This is a genomic window from Serratia sp. H1w (assembly GCF_000633355.1).
GTDB lineage: Bacteria > Pseudomonadota > Gammaproteobacteria > Enterobacterales > Enterobacteriaceae > Chania.
On the sequence record NZ_AYMQ01000126.1, the window covers coordinates 11,891 to 28,355 of the forward strand.

General features: G+C 54.7%; 13 protein-coding genes. 7 read left to right on the forward strand and 6 right to left on the reverse strand.

The window, feature by feature from the left end; translation table 11 throughout:
* Nucleotides 1-36 precede the first annotated feature (36 nt).
* Nucleotides 37-1,008, reverse strand: coding sequence for a PTS mannose transporter subunit IIAB (gene manX / locus U869_RS0126145; RefSeq protein ID WP_025121893.1), 972 nt, complete (start codon nucleotides 1,006-1,008; stop codon nucleotides 37-39).
* A gap of 586 nt (nucleotides 1,009-1,594) precedes the next feature.
* Here manX and U869_RS0126150 point away from each other — a divergent pair.
* Complete coding sequence (locus U869_RS0126150) at nucleotides 1,595-3,142, forward strand: TerC family protein (RefSeq protein WP_025121894.1); 1,548 nt, start codon at nucleotides 1,595-1,597, stop codon at nucleotides 3,140-3,142.
* Between the two features lie 176 nt (nucleotides 3,143-3,318).
* Here the strand turns inward: U869_RS0126150 and U869_RS0126155 are convergent, their stop codons facing one another.
* From U869_RS0126155 to pabB, 4 genes are all read right to left on the reverse strand, one after another.
* Entirely contained in the window at nucleotides 3,319-4,911 is a 1,593-nt protein-coding gene (locus U869_RS0126155; RefSeq protein ID WP_025121895.1) for an EAL domain-containing protein, read from the reverse strand.
* Between the two features lie 228 nt (nucleotides 4,912-5,139).
* Nucleotides 5,140-6,504 (reverse strand): L-serine ammonia-lyase, encoded by a 1,365-nt coding sequence (gene sdaA / locus U869_RS0126165; RefSeq protein WP_025121896.1) that lies wholly within the window; start codon nucleotides 6,502-6,504, stop codon nucleotides 5,140-5,142.
* A 372-nt stretch (nucleotides 6,505-6,876) separates the two neighbouring features.
* Nucleotides 6,877-7,455, reverse strand: a complete 579-nt coding sequence (locus U869_RS0126170; protein WP_025121897.1) for a CoA pyrophosphatase — start codon at nucleotides 7,453-7,455, stop codon at nucleotides 6,877-6,879.
* Nucleotides 7,452-8,825 (reverse strand): aminodeoxychorismate synthase component 1, encoded by a 1,374-nt coding sequence (pabB, locus tag U869_RS0126175; protein ID WP_025121898.1) that lies wholly within the window; start codon nucleotides 8,823-8,825, stop codon nucleotides 7,452-7,454. Before pabB ends, U869_RS0126170 begins: the two co-directional genes overlap by 4 nt.
* Before the next feature lie 408 nt (nucleotides 8,826-9,233).
* On the opposite strand from pabB, the gene U869_RS0126180 reads away from it, so the two are divergent.
* Complete coding sequence (locus U869_RS0126180) at nucleotides 9,234-10,256, forward strand: glycosyltransferase (RefSeq protein WP_025121899.1); 1,023 nt, start codon at nucleotides 9,234-9,236, stop codon at nucleotides 10,254-10,256.
* A 38-nt stretch (nucleotides 10,257-10,294) separates the two neighbouring features.
* Complete coding sequence (locus U869_RS0126185; protein WP_025121900.1) at nucleotides 10,295-10,537, forward strand: YoaH family protein; 243 nt, start codon at nucleotides 10,295-10,297, stop codon at nucleotides 10,535-10,537.
* Between the two features lie 38 nt (nucleotides 10,538-10,575).
* Here the strand turns inward: U869_RS0126185 and purT are convergent, their stop codons facing one another.
* Nucleotides 10,576-11,754 carry a formate-dependent phosphoribosylglycinamide formyltransferase gene (gene purT, locus U869_RS0126190; RefSeq protein ID WP_025121901.1) on the reverse strand — a complete coding sequence of 393 codons (1,179 nt, stop codon included), beginning with the start codon at nucleotides 11,752-11,754 and terminating at the stop codon, nucleotides 10,576-10,578.
* A gap of 290 nt (nucleotides 11,755-12,044) precedes the next feature.
* Here purT and dbpA point away from each other — a divergent pair, with 290 nt between their 5' ends.
* From dbpA to U869_RS0126210, 4 genes are all read left to right on the forward strand, one after another.
* Nucleotides 12,045-13,427 (forward strand): ATP-dependent RNA helicase DbpA, encoded by a 1,383-nt coding sequence (gene dbpA, locus U869_RS0126195; RefSeq protein WP_025121902.1) that lies wholly within the window; start codon nucleotides 12,045-12,047, stop codon nucleotides 13,425-13,427.
* Between the two features lie 85 nt (nucleotides 13,428-13,512).
* Nucleotides 13,513-13,833 carry a YebG family protein gene (locus U869_RS0126200; protein ID WP_025121903.1) on the forward strand — a complete coding sequence of 107 codons (321 nt, stop codon included), beginning with the start codon at nucleotides 13,513-13,515 and terminating at the stop codon, nucleotides 13,831-13,833.
* A 30-nt stretch (nucleotides 13,834-13,863) separates the two neighbouring features.
* On the forward strand, nucleotides 13,864-14,172 hold the full coding sequence (yqfB, locus tag U869_RS0126205) for a N(4)-acetylcytidine aminohydrolase (protein WP_025121904.1): 309 nt from the start codon (nucleotides 13,864-13,866) through the stop codon (nucleotides 14,170-14,172).
* Nucleotides 14,173-14,365: 193 nt separating this feature from the next.
* On the forward strand, nucleotides 14,366-16,399 hold the full coding sequence (locus U869_RS0126210) for a S9 family peptidase (protein WP_025121905.1): 2,034 nt from the start codon (nucleotides 14,366-14,368) through the stop codon (nucleotides 16,397-16,399).
* The last annotated feature ends 66 nt before the right edge of the window (nucleotides 16,400-16,465 follow it).

A 16,465-nucleotide genomic window follows, 5' to 3' on the forward strand; every position in this document is an offset into this window, starting at 1 on the left:
AAAGAGCTCTGAGTAAAAAATTAACGGCGCAGGCCATTAATTCAGTTTGTTAATCAGGTCCATCATTTTTAGCTTGCTGTCGGAAGAGACCTTACGGACTTCAAGTTCTATCCCGCGTTCGTTTAACTTTTTGAACGCTTCGATGTCTTGTTCATCGACGGATACGGCGTTATTGACCTGGGTTTTGCCCTGGCGGAATGCCATACCACCGATATTCACCGACTTGATATCGACGCCACCTTCCACCAGACGCACAACGTCGGTTGGGTTGGTGAACAACAACATCACGCGATCGCCGGCGTATTTCGGGTTGTTCCAGACGCGGATCGCTTTCGCGACATCCACCACGTGGGCGGTAACACCTGGAGGGGCAACCTGAGTCAACAGGGTTCTGCGGACGTGATCGGCGGCCACTTCATCACTGACGACGATGATGCGGCTGACATTGGTCTCCTTGGTCCAGCGGGTGGCTACCTGACCGTGGATCAGACGGTCGTCGATACGAGCCAGGCCGATTTTCATGTGGTCATTGGGGCCGAGAGGCGCCTGTGGCGCAGCGGCTTTGGCGGTGGACACACTCTGTGGAGCGACGGGCTTAACACTCTCTTCCACCGGTTTTTTCAGCGCTTTCACGCCTTCACGGCCGGTTTCCAACGCCAGCGCGACCAGTTCGTCGAAGCTTGGGTTGTCATCACGGGCCATGAACGTTTCAACCAGCATGGGAATGTTAACCCCGGTGATAACCTCATAGTGTGGCTTATCTACAGCGATACGGCTGGCCGCATTAAACGGACTACCGCCCCAGGTATCTACCAGAAACAGGACGCCATCGCTGGTATCGAGTTCGCTGATTTTCCCATTGTATTTCTCAATTAACGTTTCAGCATTTTCACCGGGAACGAAATCTATGTAGGCGACGTTGGCTTGCTCACCCAATAGCATTTCTGCTGTTTTCAGCAGTTGTTCCGCTGCAGTCCCGTGTGTGCCGATGATAATAGCTATTGCCACTCGCTACCTCCTCGTTGAACTTAAGGCACGGATTGTGTCTTTATCCTTCACCATCCTGGCAGTCACTTCCGCGGTTCAGATTCGTTGGTTCAAATACATTATGGTAGAAAAAAAGAAACTCACACTTAACATTTATCACGCAGTTTCAAAAACCTGTGGCTGTTAATTCCCGTTAACGCTATTTATTTTAGTGCGTGAAAAAATAAATTTTGTGACGCTGCTCCGCTATTGGTGGATCGGTTAAGCCGAATGGTTAGTTTGCGGAATTAAACAGCAACGATGTGACACCTTGAGGGGGAAAGTGCACAAAGCCACTTTTCCGCTGAAAAATTTCCTGTTAGAGTGCATTCTTCTTTCATCACTAAGGAGTGAAGGGCCTCAGCCCTCCCTATGGACTGTCACCGAAGTTACTGTTTTACAAGGTTTCACCCGCCACCCGTTGGCACTGCGACGCTCGTTCGGCCTACTGGCCGCTTCCCGGTACTGCAATCCCGTTTTCTTCCTGTTATCGCTAACGCCACCTCTGCGTTTGCTTCCCCACGTCTGAGCACAGCTCAACCAACCTGTCTTTCTTCCGGAGTCTGATATGGAATTATTAATGGACCCCTCGATTTGGGCCGGGTTATTGACCCTGGTAGTGCTGGAAATCGTGCTGGGTATCGACAACCTGGTGTTTATCGCCATTCTGGCTGACAAGCTGCCGCCCAAGCAGCGCGATAAAGCGCGCATTATCGGTCTTTCATTAGCTTTGCTGATGCGCCTTGGGTTGTTGTCGGTGATCTCGTGGATGGTGACGCTGACCAAACCGCTGTTCAGCGTGGGGGAATTTGCGTTCTCTGGCCGCGATCTGATCCTGCTGTTTGGTGGGGTATTCCTGCTGTTCAAAGCCACTATGGAATTGCATGAGCGATTGGAAGGCCGCAGTCATGAGGAAGGAGCCAACCGTGGTTACGCCAAATTCTGGGCGGTAGTGGTACAGATTGTCATCCTGGATGCGGTGTTCTCGCTTGACGCGGTGATCACGGCGGTGGGGATGGTCAACGACCTGCCGATCATGATGGCAGCGGTAGTGATTGCGATGGCGGTGATGTTGCTGGCCTCGAAACCTTTAACCAACTTCGTGAACGCCCATCCGACCATCGTGGTGCTCTGTCTGAGCTTCCTGCTGATGATCGGCCTGAGCCTGATTGCCGAAGGCCTTGGCGTGCATATACCGAAAGGCTATCTGTATGCGGCGATTGGTTTCTCGATCCTGATCGAGATGTTCAACCAGATTGCGCGGCGCAATTATATCAAGCACGAATCTCGTCGCCCGATGCGTGAACGCACGGCTGAAGCGATTATGCGCCTGATGGGGCAACAGCGCACCCAGCAGCAAGTAGAGGAGGACGACCTGCGTAAAGTGAAAGAAACCTTTGCGCAGGAAGAACGCTATATGATCAGCGGCGTGCTGACGTTGGCTTCCCGTACCTTGCGCAGCGTGATGACGCCGCGCACCGAGATTTCGTGGGTTGATTGCGAACGCTCCCGCGACGAGGTGCGCGAACAGCTGCTGGATACCCCGCATAGCCTGTTCCCGGTTTGCCGCTATGAGCTGGACGAGTTTATCGGCGTAGTACGTGCCAAGGATCTGCTGGTTGCGTTGGATCAGGGCGTGGACATTGCCGAGTTTGCCGCGCGTACTCCTCCTATCGTGGTACCGGAAACCATGGACGTGATCAAACTGTTGGCGGTATTGCGCCGGGCCAAGGGCCGTCTGGTCATGGTGACCAACGAGTTTGGTGTGGTGCAGGGCTTGGTCACGCCGTTAGACGTGCTGGAAGCGATTGCCGGTGAGTTCCCGGACGAAGATGAAACGCCGGATATTATCGAAGATGGCGACCACTGGTTGGTGAAAGGCGGGGCGGACCTTCACTCGTTGGAACAGGCGTTGGATTGTGATGATCTGGTTAGCCCCACCGAGGATTATGCCTCGCTGGCGGGCTTCCTGCTCTCTCACTCCGGCCAGATGCCAACGGTGGGGGACGTGGTCGAACTCCACGACCTGCGCTTCGAAATCCTTGAGATCTCGGATTATCGCATTGAGCTGGTGAGTATCACCAAGGTGAAACCGCTGCACGACCACGACGAATAACGGGTTACCCCTCTCCCTAACCCACAGGGAGAGGGGACCGAACGTGCGACAACTTAGCTCCTGCATCTGGCCTTAACACGGGCGCAGCATGCAGCGCCCCTACTGAGTGCCACCTTACCTGCCTACGACGCTGAACTAGCTCCCTCGCCCTTTGGGAGAGGGTTGGGGTGAGGGCATCACGGTTTTTTTTCTGCTTGCTGCTGATGCAGCACGCGTTGGCGGGTTTCATACTGTTGTAGCCACAGAGGGAACACGTTGATCGGCATCGGTTTGGCGAAATAATACCCCTGTAAGGCATTGACCTCGCGCGAACGCAAATACTCGGCCTGTTCTGCCGTTTCAACCCCTTCAGCCACCAGTTTTAGCTTCAGACGCTGTGCCAACGTGATGATGGTGTCGGTGACGGTGGCATTGACTGCGTCGGTGCCAATGGCGGCGGTAAAGCCACGATCGATCTTCAACACGTCCGGGCTGAGTTTCTTCAGGTAACTGAGTGAGCTGTGGCCGGTACCAAAATCGTCTATCGCCAGCATGATCCCCATCTCCTTGAGGGTCTTGATCTGCTCATACTGAATTTCCGACAGGGCGGTGCGCTCGGTCAGTTCCAGCATCAGTGACGGCATTGGATGGGCGGGCAGCCAGATCCGGCGGATGTCATCAATGATGCTGACGGTATTGAAATGCTCTGCCGCGACGTTGATGCTGATATAGAAAGAGGGGCGAGGCGGGAACAGATTGAGGTTTTCTACCACCGTGGTCATCAGATAACGCGTCAGGGGAATGATCAGGGCGTGCTGTTCGGCCAGCGGAATAAACACGTCTGGCGAAATCCAGCCTTGCCGCTTGTTCTTCCAGCGCATCAGGGTTTCGACCCCGACACAGCGGCCGTTATCGCTGTTGATAATCGGCTGGCAATAGACGCGAAATTCGCGATGGGTAATGGCGTGGCCAATATGATAGGACAGGCTCATGCGATTGGCGGTGATCAGATAGACCACGTAGGCCGCCAGCAGGCTCAGCATCAGCGCCAGTGGGATATGGCGAGGTAACGCGGCCAGTGCCAAAGTGCGGGCATCGGGGCCAAACAGCGAAATGGAGAAAGGATATTTGGTGGATTTGGCGGTGTATTGCAGACCTTCGGCGTTGGGATCGCTAAGGGTAATTTCCCGCTGGCCATACTCCAGGCTGTTGGCGCCGACGTTCAGGGCTACCCGGTGCGCATAAGGTTCTTGTGGTTCAAGCAGGAAATTGGCCAACAGATCGATATTGAAAACGTGCAGGACACCGCTGTCCTTCTTGCTGGGCAATGGCGTCCAAAGCACCAGCGTAGGCGTTCCTTTGGCCACCGTGAGCGAAGGACGCAGTGCCAGTTGCATGTCACCGTTGGTCATGGTGGGGAAAAGGATGCCAAACACATAGTGGCGTTGACCAAACAGGCTGGAGCAATAAATCATGCCGTCCTGAACCAGCAGTAACGAGCGCAGCGCCTGGTTTTGTGCTGCGCGAAAGCGTAGCGTCGGCATCACCGAATCACAGGGTTGCCCGACCAGCGACATGGTCCGCACCGCCTGTTGTTGGGCGGGTAGCAACAAATCATTGAGTTTGGTGATCACCCGGCTGGTCAAAATCCGTTGGTTCTGCTCGGTATTGCGCACTTCTTGATAATAGCGGGTGTACAGTGAAATCAACAAAATAGCCAACCCAACCGCGCCAGCGAGGAGCCAACGGTAATAGCGGTATTTCGATGCGGCAAGTTGGGTCATCAACATCCGGTAAGTCCTTGTTCAGTCAATCAGCCTGCAGCCACTTCCAGGCGCAAATTGGTTCATGCAATGCAAGGCTAATTCTAGCCTGTTCGGATGGAAAATTGATGGTAACTCAACAAATTATACCGCTTGGCGCGAACAAAGGGGAAATCAGGGGCCTAACCGGCGGATGGGGCAAAATGGCAGGAGCGGAAAAACCCTCGCCAGTGATGGCGAGGGCGGCATACTTAATCAGTCACACTGAACCTTGATCGCCAGACCACCACGAGAGGTCTCGCGATACTTGGCGTTCATGTCTTTGCCGGTTTCGTACATGGTTTCGATCACTTTATCCAGCGATACGCGAGGCTCGCTGGTACGGCGCAGTGCCATACGCGCCGAGTTGATCGCTTTCACCGAGGCAATGGCGTTACGCTCGATGCAAGGGACCTGCACCTGGCCGGCAACGGGATCGCAGGTCAGACCCAGGTTATGTTCCATGCCGATTTCGGCGGCGATGCAAACCTGCTCAGGGCTGCCGCCAAGCAGCTCGGCCAGGCCCGCAGCGGCCATCGAACAGGCCACACCCACTTCACCCTGGCAGCCCACTTCGGCACCGGAAATCGAGGCGTTCATTTTATACAGCGTACCAATCGCACCGGACGCCATAAAGTAACGGACATAGGTTTCCGGGCTGACGGACTCGATGAAATGATCGTAGTAAGCCAGCACCGCGGGGACAATCCCACAGGCTCCGTTGGTTGGAGCGGTCACTACACGGCCACCGGCGGCATTTTCTTCGTTCACCGCCAGTGCAAACATGTTGACCCAGTCGATCACGTTCATCGGATCGCTGGACAGTTTGTCTGAGGAAACCAGCAAGCGGCGCAAAGCGGAGGCACGGCGTGGAACCCGCAGCGGGCCAGGCAGCACGCCTTCGGTGTTCAGGCCACGATCGATACAGGCGCGCATGGTTTGCCATATGTTGCCAAAGTAGGTCTCAATCTCCTGCTTGCTGTGCAACGCCAGTTCGTTTTGCATGATCATCCCGGAAAGGGAAAGACTCGTGGCCTGGCAGTGCGCCAACATCTCGCTTGCCGAGTTGAACGGATAGGGAACCGAGACTTCGTTGGTTTCGGCTTTGCCGAAATGCTCTTCGTCAACGATAAACCCGCCACCGATGGAGTAATAGGTCTTGCTGTAAATCTGCTTGTCACCTGCGAAGGCATGGATCTGCATGGCGTTTTCGTGCAGCGGCATATTGTCGCTACGGAATACCATGCCGCCGTCGCGGGGGAAATCGACTTCGTGCAGGCCGCTGGCAAGCATCAGGCGTTGGCGTTGTTCAACATCGCGAATAAAGCCCGGGATGCCATCGATATCGACGGTGTCGGGCATGTTACCCGCCAGGCCGAGAATGATGGCGATATCGGTATGGTGACCTTTACCGGTCAATGAGAGTGAGCCGTAGACATCGACGGCAACACGCGTGACGGAAGACATTTTGCCTTCGTTTACCAGATCGTCGACAAACTGTTTGCCGGCTTTCATCGGTCCAACCGTATGAGAGCTGGACGGGCCGATACCGATCTTAAACATGTCGAAAACGCTAATCACGCTAAAACTCCTTAAAGAGGCATATTGTTATGGCTGCAACGGTTAAAAACCGCGCAGGGCACTGCGATAGTGTAAAAGGCCCGTACGGGTTTTGCGGCCCTTTTCGCATGAAATTATATAATCCGTGGTGTGACTTTTATTGCCTTACAACGCTGCCGGGCTAATCCTTATAATATTAGTGGTTTATTCCGGCTGCGGCTATTTTACAGGTATTTCGTAAGGTTGAAGAGAGAGTTTACAGTTTTTTTAAAACATCGATAGTAGCAACGGTAGTTGATAAAACAGGCAGCGGGGGTGATAGCGATCGCTTTACACTCAAAACGTCAGGTTATCCCGGCAATAACGTGATGTTCGTCACTAAAATCGCCGGATTCAAATGCTCACTTGTTGTGCCAGCCGGCGAATAATGGCGGCCGTCAGTCCCCAGACGAACTGGCTCTGATACCAGGAAAGATAAACGCGATGCGCGTGACCACCACGGTGAATATCCAGCGGATAATAGCGTGACAGCCGGAGCGCTTCGTGCAGCGGTATTTCGAACACCTCGGCGACCTCACCTTCGTTGGCATGAAAGATCACATCTGGTGGTATCAGACCCACCACCGGCGTCACCTGAAAGCCGGTACTGCTGTCGAGCGGGGCCAACTGGCCGAGGATATGCACCCGCTGCGCTGGGATCGCCACTTCTTCCTGCGCTTCACGCAGTGCGGTAATGATGGGCGAGCCGTCTTCAGCATCGGTTTTACCGCCGGGGAAGGCCACTTGACCCGCATGTTTACGCAGCGAGTCGGCGCGGCGGGTGAGCAGCAAGGTCGGTTCCGGTCGGCAAACGATCGGGATCAGCACGGCGGCAGGGCGCGAGTTTAGAGAGATGCGCTTCGCCTGCGGCAGTTGCAGTTGAAAGCGGCTGATAAAATCGGCCAATGAGGCCGGATAATCCTGCTGGCTCACGAAACGGTAAACTCCCCCAACTGTGGCAAGATACGGCCAACTTTATCAAAGGTTTCCTGATATTCCGCCTGTTCCTGACTATCGGCCACGATGCCGCCGCCAGCGGAACAGGTGATGCGCCCGTTTTCGGCAATCAGGGTACGGATGGTGATATTGGTGTCCATGGTACCGCAGACGCTGAGATAGCCAATGCTGCCACAATAGGCGTTACGGCGATGGGGTTCCAGCTCTTCGATGATTTCCATCGCACGTACTTTGGGGGCTCCGGTAATCGAGCCGCCGGGAAAACAGGCGCGCAACAGTTCGGTGGCCGGGCGACTTGCGGGCAGGGTTGCGGTGATGGTACTGACCAGATGATGGACCGCCGGGAATGGCTCAACCACAAACAGTTCCGGCACCTTGACGCTGCCTGGCTCCGCCACCCGGCCAATGTCATTGCGCAGCAGATCGACAATCATCAGATTTTCGGCGCGATCTTTCGGTGAATTGGCCAGCTTCTGTGCCTGTTCGGCATCCTGCGTCGCATCGCTAAGGCGTGGCAACGTACCCTTGATGGGCCGGGTCTGGATCTGCCGATCGGCCAACCACAGGAACCGTTCCGGTGAAACGCTCAACACGGCGTTTTCTGGCAAGCGCAGGAACGCTGAGAACGGCGCGCGGTTGCTGGCACTCAACTGCTGGAATGCCTGCCACTCGTCCCCTTGATAAGGGGCGGCAAAACGCTGCGCCAAATTGATCTGATAGCAATCGCCACTGCGCAGATAGTGCTGGATACGCCGGAATTTCTCACCATATTGTTGGCGCGTCATATTGGCCTGCCAGTTACCGGTCAAGGTAAAGGGAGGTTGTGGCACAACACGTTGCTGGTTCAGCCATTGCCAGCGCTGTTCTACATCCCCGTAGCTGAGAAGGGTTAGCCGCTGTAGCTGATGATCGGCGATCAGTGCCCAATCATAAATGCCCACCGCCATGTCCGGCAGCTTGGTATCGGCCTGCGCCAACTGCGGCAACGCTTCGATACGTCGGCCCAAATCATAGCCAAATAGCCCCAGCGCTCCGCCTTGAAAGGGAAGATCGCCGTTCAGTGGGGGATGCAGGTTGAGGGCATCGAGCTGTTGCTGCAATAACAGGAACGGATCTTCTGCTGAATGTTGGCAAGCGCCATCTTGCTGGATCTCGGTGTCGCTACCGCGAGTAGTCAGCGTGGCACGTGGTTCGGCCACTAGAATATCAAACCGGTTATGCGGGTGATCGGCAAATCCTGAATGCAGCAGCATGGCCCAAGGCCGCTGTGCCAACGGAGCGAACTGCGTCAACACGGCTTCGCGGGTATAGGGTAACGACTTAAGGTTTGGGGTGGTGACACTCATGGGATTTAATCAGCCTGACTCACGAAAACAGCGGTGTTGGTCAGCCATTCTGCCACATTACGCCAGAGGGTGCTGTTTACAGAATAGCCTGATGAAAAGTATACCCGTCGTCTTTCAAGCTGCAGCGTTGTTACCTGCACTTACCCACCCCAGTCACTTACAATAGTAAGCTCCTGGGGATGGGTAAGCTTGTCGCCTAGCTGCAACTTGAAATCCATAGGGTATAAACGAAAGCTAAACGGAGCATTTTTTGCAACTTCTGCAATAATCTAAAATGTTAAAAACGCTTTCATATATTCATCGAAAGAATTTTTCAGCGTGAATATTTCAATAAGTAAAATAATAAATACAAACGTAAATCATTTCACCCGTTGCTAGTCAAATTTACGCGAGCCTGTGAGGGCAATAATGTCATTAAAATTAAGCGTCATTGTTCCTTTGCATAACGTTGGGGAGCTGTTTATTCCCTTTCTGGACTCTTTGCTGGCACAGCATGAGCAACAACTAGAGGTGATCATCGTCAATGATGGTTCCACCGATGGTTCAGGAGAGATCGCGCACCGCTATGCCGCGCAATATTCGCATATTCGCGTCATTGACCAGCCTAATGGCGGCGTCTCCAGGGCCCGCAATGCCGGGCTGGCCGTGGCTCGTGGCAAATATGTGGCGTTTCCCGATGCCGATGATCTATTAGCTCCCGAGATGTATTCAACGCTGCTCGAATTGGCCGAACAACACCAATTGGACGTGATGCAGTGTAACGGCGAGCGCTATTTTGCCAGCAATGGTGAGTTGCAGCCCATTATTCCTGCCGGGCGTCTGAAAGATACCTCAGTTATTTCTGGTGCACAGTGGTTGGAAACCGCGTTGAAATCAAGGCGCTTTATTCATGTGGTGTGGCTCGCCGTATATCGCCTGGATTTTATCAAGCAGCATCAGCTCTATTTCGAACCGGGCCTGCACCATCAGGATATCCCGTGGACCACCGAGGTGATGTTCAATGCGGAACGGGTTAAATATCTGAGCAAACCGCTTTATCGCCAACGTGTACACGATCGTTCGATCAGCAACCGTCGGCGTACCGGGCAGGCTAACGTCGAGTATCAGCGTCACTATATGAAAATCGTCGAAATGCTGACGGCGTTGAACCAGCGTTACAGCAGCAAGATACCGATTTGTGCGGCTTTTCACTGGCAAATTACGCGTGAGGCACTAGGGATTTGCCACAGTATCCGGCGTGAACCCGAGCTGCAGGCGCAACAGCAGATCACTGAGGAATTTTATCAGCGTGGCATCCACCGGATGATGATCGCCAATATGCGTGGGCTCAAACAGACCTGGCATGTGATGCTGTGGCTGCATCGTCTGAAGCAGTGGCGCCGTGACAATACTTCCCCCTTGCAGTCTAGCTGTAGGGATCCACGGCGTTAGGGCGTATAATCCACGCCTATTTTACCGGGGAGAAAGACATGCTTGCAGGTATGCCGTCACTGAGTCACCAAGAACAGCAGGAATCTGCTGAACGTATCCATCTGCTGATGAGTCAGGGGATGAGCAGCGGAGAGGCCATCGCGACGGTGGCGCAGGAAATCCGCGAAAAACATCAGGGCGACCAGGTTAGCGTGATGTTCGACGATGAAGAAGACCAACAGCCGCAGGAAGAACCGACCGAGTATCTGGACGAAGATAGCGAACACGACGAAAACTACTGACGTTAGCGGGGTTCGGTATCCCGAACCCCAATAAGGTTTTACCCTTGTACGGCAACCGCAGCGGCGGCCTGCTTGGCCAGTTCTACCGCTTGCTCTACCTCTGGCGCCACGGCCAGTGCAACGCCCATTCGGCGTTTACCTTCAATATTCGGTTTACCGAATAACCGCACCTGATTGTATCCACGTAGTGCCGTATCCAACCCACTGAAGCGGACGTTGTCGCTGTTCAGTTCCGGCAGGATCACCGCAGAGGCGGCAGGCCCGAATTGGCGTATCGCGTTAATCGGCAAGCCAAGGAAAGCCCGTACGTGCAGGGCAAACTCCGACAGATCCTGCGAAATCAGCGTGACCATGCCGGTGTCGTGTGGGCGAGGGGACACTTCGCTGAAAATCACCTCATCACCGCAGACAAACAACTCTACGCCGAACAGGCCAAATCCACCCAACGCGTTAACCACTTTTGCCGCGATCCCCTGAGCACGGCTTAATGCCAGTTCCGACATTTGCTGTGGTTGCCAGGATTCACGATAATCCCCATCTTCCTGACGGTGGCCGATAGGCTCACAGAAATGCACGCCATCGACGGCGTTGATGGTCAGCAGGGTAATTTCGAAATCAAACTTGACCAGCCCTTCAACAATCACCCGGCCTCCGCCAGCGCGGCCACCAAGCTGTGCATATTCCCAGGCGGCGCTCAGTTGCTGCTCTTCACGGATCAGACTTTGTCCTTTACCGGATGAACTCATCACCGGCTTGACGATGCACGGATAACCAATCTCGGCCACCGCCTGGCGGAAGCTCTGCTCGTTATCGGCAAAGCGGTAGCTGGAGGTGGGCAGTTCCAGCGTCTCAGCGGCCAGACGGCGGATGCCTTCGCGGTTCATGGTCAGGCGCGTAGCCTCGGCGCAGGGGACAACGTGATGGCCCTGCTGCTCTAATTCAACCAGCATGCTGGTGGCGATCGCTTCGATTTCCGGCACGATAAAATCGGGGCGTTCCTGTTCGATCAACGCTTTCAGCGCCGCTCCGTCCAGCATATTGATGACATGACTGCGGTGCGCGACGTGCATGGCAGGGGCGTCGGCGTAACGATCGACGGCAATCACTTCCAAGCCTAAGCGCTGGCATTCAATGGCCACTTCTTTGCCTAATTCGCCTGAACCTAACAGCATAACGCGGGTAGCGGAGGGACGCAGGGCGGTTCCAATAGTTAACATAGTCTGATACCTGGATCTGAATGAATTAACGGGTCTGCACTGAGCGCGCAGTATATACGAAAACGATTGCGTAGACAGCCGGGCGGAATTATTTAACTTGCTACAGACTGTCTCTACATCTCACCACCGCGCCGAACTAGCTCCCTCTCCCTGTGGAAGAGGGTTGGGGTGAGGGGCTTTTTTTAACGCCAAAATCCAGAAACCCCGCTAACTCTGTTATCATCTGCGCCTGATCCGGTGCCTGCCAACCGCAGCGCCGCCTTTCCACTTGCTATATAAGAGTTATCGCCGTGAGCACAGTTTCTTTTTCTTCCCTGCCGCTGCCAGCTGAACAGTTGGCCAACCTCAACGAACTGGGGTATGCCGAAATGACGCCGGTACAGGCCGCAGCGCTGCCCGCCATCCTGAAAGGGCAGGACGTACGTGCCAAAGCGAAAACCGGTAGCGGTAAGACGGCGGCATTTGGTATCGGGCTGCTGGATAAAATCAACGTGGCTAAAGTGGCCACCCAGGCACTTATTCTGTGCCCGACGCGTGAGCTGGCCGATCAGGTGAGCAAAGAGCTGCGTCGCCTGGCCCGCTTTACCCAGAACATCAAGATCCTGACCCTGTGCGGTGGCCAACCTGTGGGGCCGCAGCTGGACTCTCTGGTGCATGCACCGCACATTGTGGTGGGCACGCCGGGCCGAGTGCAGGAGCATTTGCGCAAGAAAACGCTGGTACTGGACGAGATGACCGTACTGGTGCTGGATGAGGCCGACCGCATGTTGGACATGGGCTTTGCCGATGATATCGATGATGTGATCAGCTATACGCCACCCCAGCGCCAAACCCTGCTGTTTTCTGCCACCTATCCGGCGGGTATTGAGCGCATTAGCGCCCGTGTGCAACGCGAACCACTGAACGTGGAAGTGGAAGATGGCGATGAGCAAGCTTCCATCGAGCAGCGTTTCTATGAAACTACCCGCGATCAACGCCCTGCGGTGCTGGTGAGCGCTATCCGTCATTATCAGCCAGCGTCCTGCGTGGTGTTCTGTAACACCAAGCGTGATTGCCAGAGCGTGTATGAAGCGCTGGAAGCCCGCGACATCAGCTGCATGGCCTTGCATGGCGATCTGGAACAGCGTGACCGTGACCAGGTGCTAGTCCGCTTTGCCAACCGCAGCTGCCGTGTGTTGGTCGCCACCGATGTGGCCGCTCGTGGCCTGGATATCAAAGAGTTGGAGCTGGTGGTCAACTACGAACTGTCGTTTGATCCTGAGGTTCACGTCCACCGCATTGGACGTACTGGCCGTGCCGGTCTGAGCGGATTGGCAATCAGCCTGTGCACGCCGCAGGAAATGGTGCGTGTCCATGCTCTCGAAGAATACTTGTCGATACGTGCAAAATGGTCACCGGTGTCCGAGCTGAGCGGTGCGCCTAACACGCCGCTTGAAGCAGAAATGGTGACCTTGTGTATCGATGGCGGCCGCAAGGCTAAAATCCGCCCTGGCGATATTCTTGGCGCATTGACCGGTGATGCAGGGCTCACGGCGGCAGAAGTTGGGAAGATCGACATGTTCCCGGTGCATGCCTATGTGGCTATCCGTAAGGCCAGCGCCCGTAAAGCGCTGCAACAGCTTCAGCAGGGCAAGATCAAAGGCAAGAACTGCAAAGTTCGGCTGTTGAAATAATAAACGGCAGGGCGCTTGCGGTGTGGCCCGAAATCACTCTATACTGTATATAAATACAGTATCATAACCTTTGAGGAAGATGCTCATGGCTGTTGAAGTGAAATATGTAGTAGTGAGAAACGGTGAGGAAAAAATGACTTTCGCAAATAAGAAAGAAGCCGATGCCTACGACAAAATGTTGGATCTGGCCGATAGCCTCGGTGAGTGGTTGCAGCAAGCGCCAGTTACGTTGGAAGAAGAGCAGCGTGAAGGGTTGAGCTTCTTCCTGGCGGAACATAAAGACGTGCTGGCGCAGATCCTGCGTGGCGGTGCTCCGCAAGAAGCCGCCAAAAAACCAGCCAAAGCCAAGAAACCTGCCGCAGCCCCGGAAGAGGGAACTGCGCCAGAAGATCAGCAGGCCGCTTAAGCAGTGGTACCACAACATCAAGGATCCAGCATGTCCCGTGAGATAACCTTCTTCAGCCGCTTTGAGCAAGATATTCTGGCCGGGCGTAAAACCATCACCATTCGGGATGCCAGCGAAGCTGACTTCCAACCGAACGAGGTGCTGCGCGTCAGCCGCAACGAAGACGGCGTATTTTTCTGTTATATCGAGGTGAAGTCGGTCACGCCGGTACGCCTGGATGAGTTAACGGATGAACATGCGCAGCAGGAGAATATGACGCTCAGCGAACTGAAGCAGGTGATCCAGGATATCTACCCGGGTCTGAACGAGCTGTTTGTTATTGCATTCACCAAACGGTAATTGTTACCCAGCCTTCCCTGTCGAAACGTGACACCAATGTAAAATTGTAGCACGTTCTATCCCCTCTCCCTTTGGGAGAGGGCTAAGGTGAGGGGAAATCTGTCATCCCATCTGAAAATATCGTCTCGCGGCTTGTTAAGCCTGTGAAGATCGTGTCACTCTTGCCTCATCTATGTAAGCGGATGAATTAGCAATGATGACACCTCCGAAGGCAGAAAAACGTCCTTACCCAATTACCATCCATGGCGATACGCGCGTGGATGATTATTACTGGCTGCGCGATGACGAGCGCACCGATCCTCAGGTCCTGGACTATTTGCGGGCCGAAAATGCCTATACCGACGCACAGCTAAAACCGCAGCAGGCACTGCGCGAAACTCTGTATCAGGAAATGGTCGATCGTATTCCCCAACAGGAACACTCCGTGCCGTATATCCGGCGTGGTTTCCGCTATCAAACCCGTTACGAGCCGGGTAATGAATATGCGCTGTACGTGCGCCAACCGGCAGCGGCTAGCGGGCAATGGGACACCCTGTTGGATGGTAACCAGCGCGCGGAAGAACACGAGTTCTACACCCTTGGTGGGTTGGACGTCAGCCCGGATAACCAACGCCTGGCCGTGGCGGAAGACTTCCTGTCGCGCCGCCAATACGATATCCGCTTCAAGGATCTGCGTGACGACACCTGGAGCGGTGAAGTGTTGGAAAACACCTCTGGTAACTTTGAGTGGGCCAACGACTCCGCCACCGTCTATTACGTGCGTAAACACGCCAAGACGTTGCTGCCGTACCAGGTTTACAGCCACGTGGTGGGCAGTGATCCGCAGCAGGACGAACTGATCTACGAAGAAGCGGATGACACTTTCTACGTCAGCCTGGAAAAAACCACCTCCGAGCGCTTTATCCTGATCCATCTCAGCAGCACCACCACCTCGGAAATCCTGTTGCTGGATGCCGATAGCGCGAACAGCAAGCCGCAGATGTTTGTGCCGCGTCGCAAAGATCATGAATACGCCATCGATCACTACCGTGAACATTTCTACATTCGCTCCAACAGGAACGGCAAGAACTTTGGCCTGTACCAGAGCGAGCAGGCCGACGAAAGCCAATGGCAGGAACTGATTGCCCCACGCAGCGATGTCATGCTCGAAGGATTCAGCCTGTTCCGTGACTGGCTGGTGGTGGAGGAACGCATCGCTGGGCTGACCCAGCTGCGCCAAATTCACTGGCAGAGCGGTGAAGACAAGCGCATTGCTTTTGACGACCCGACCTATGTCACCTGGCTGGCCTACAACCCGGATCCGGAAACCGAACTGCTGCGTTACGGTTACTCTTCCATGACTACGCCAACCACGCTGTACGAATTGAATCTGGATACCGGCGAACGGGAATTACTTAAACAGCAGGAAGTGAAAAACTTCACGGCGGAAGACTATCGTAGCGAACGAGTGTGGGTGAAAGCCCGTGACGGCGTCGAGGTGCCGGTGTCTCTGGTATACCGTGCCGACCGCTTTGCGCATGGGGCGAATCCACTGATGGTGTATGCCTATGGCTCCTATGGCAGCAGCATGGATCCGGCATTCAGTGCCAGCCGCCTCAGCCTGCTGGATCGCGGTTTTGTCTTCGCGCTGGCGCATATTCGCGGCGGTGCCGAACTGGGCCAACTTTGGTACGAAGACGGTAAGCTGTTCAACAAACAAAACACCTTTAACGACTTTATCGACGTCACCAAGACGCTGGTAGCGCAGGGCTATGGCGACGCTAAACGCGTGTTTGCCATGGGCGGCAGTGCCGGTGGCTTGCTGATGGGCGCGGTCGTCAACCAGGCTCCTGAGTTGTTCAATGGTGTCGTGGCCCAGGTACCGTTTGTGGATGTGGTCACCACCATGCTGGATGAATCCATCCCGCTCACCACCGGTGAATATGACGAGTGGGGCAACCCAAACGACAAGGCGTATTACGATTACATCTTGCAGTACAGCCCTTACGACCAGGTGAAGGCGCAGGATTATCCGCATATGCTGGTCACTACCGGGCTGCATGATTCACAGGTGCAATATTGGGAACCGGCCAAATGGGTGGCGAAGCTGCGCGAGCTGAAGACCGACGATGGCCAGTTGCTGTTGTATACCGATATGGATGCTGGCCACGGCGGCAAGTCCGGGCGCTTTAAGGCTTACGAAGATATTGCGCTGGAATATGCCTTTATTCTGGCGTTAGCTGAATAAACCGTTGCGGGAATGAGGTTGCCGACATTCCCGCAGGCTCACCTCGTAGATACTCTGTTAAGCGTC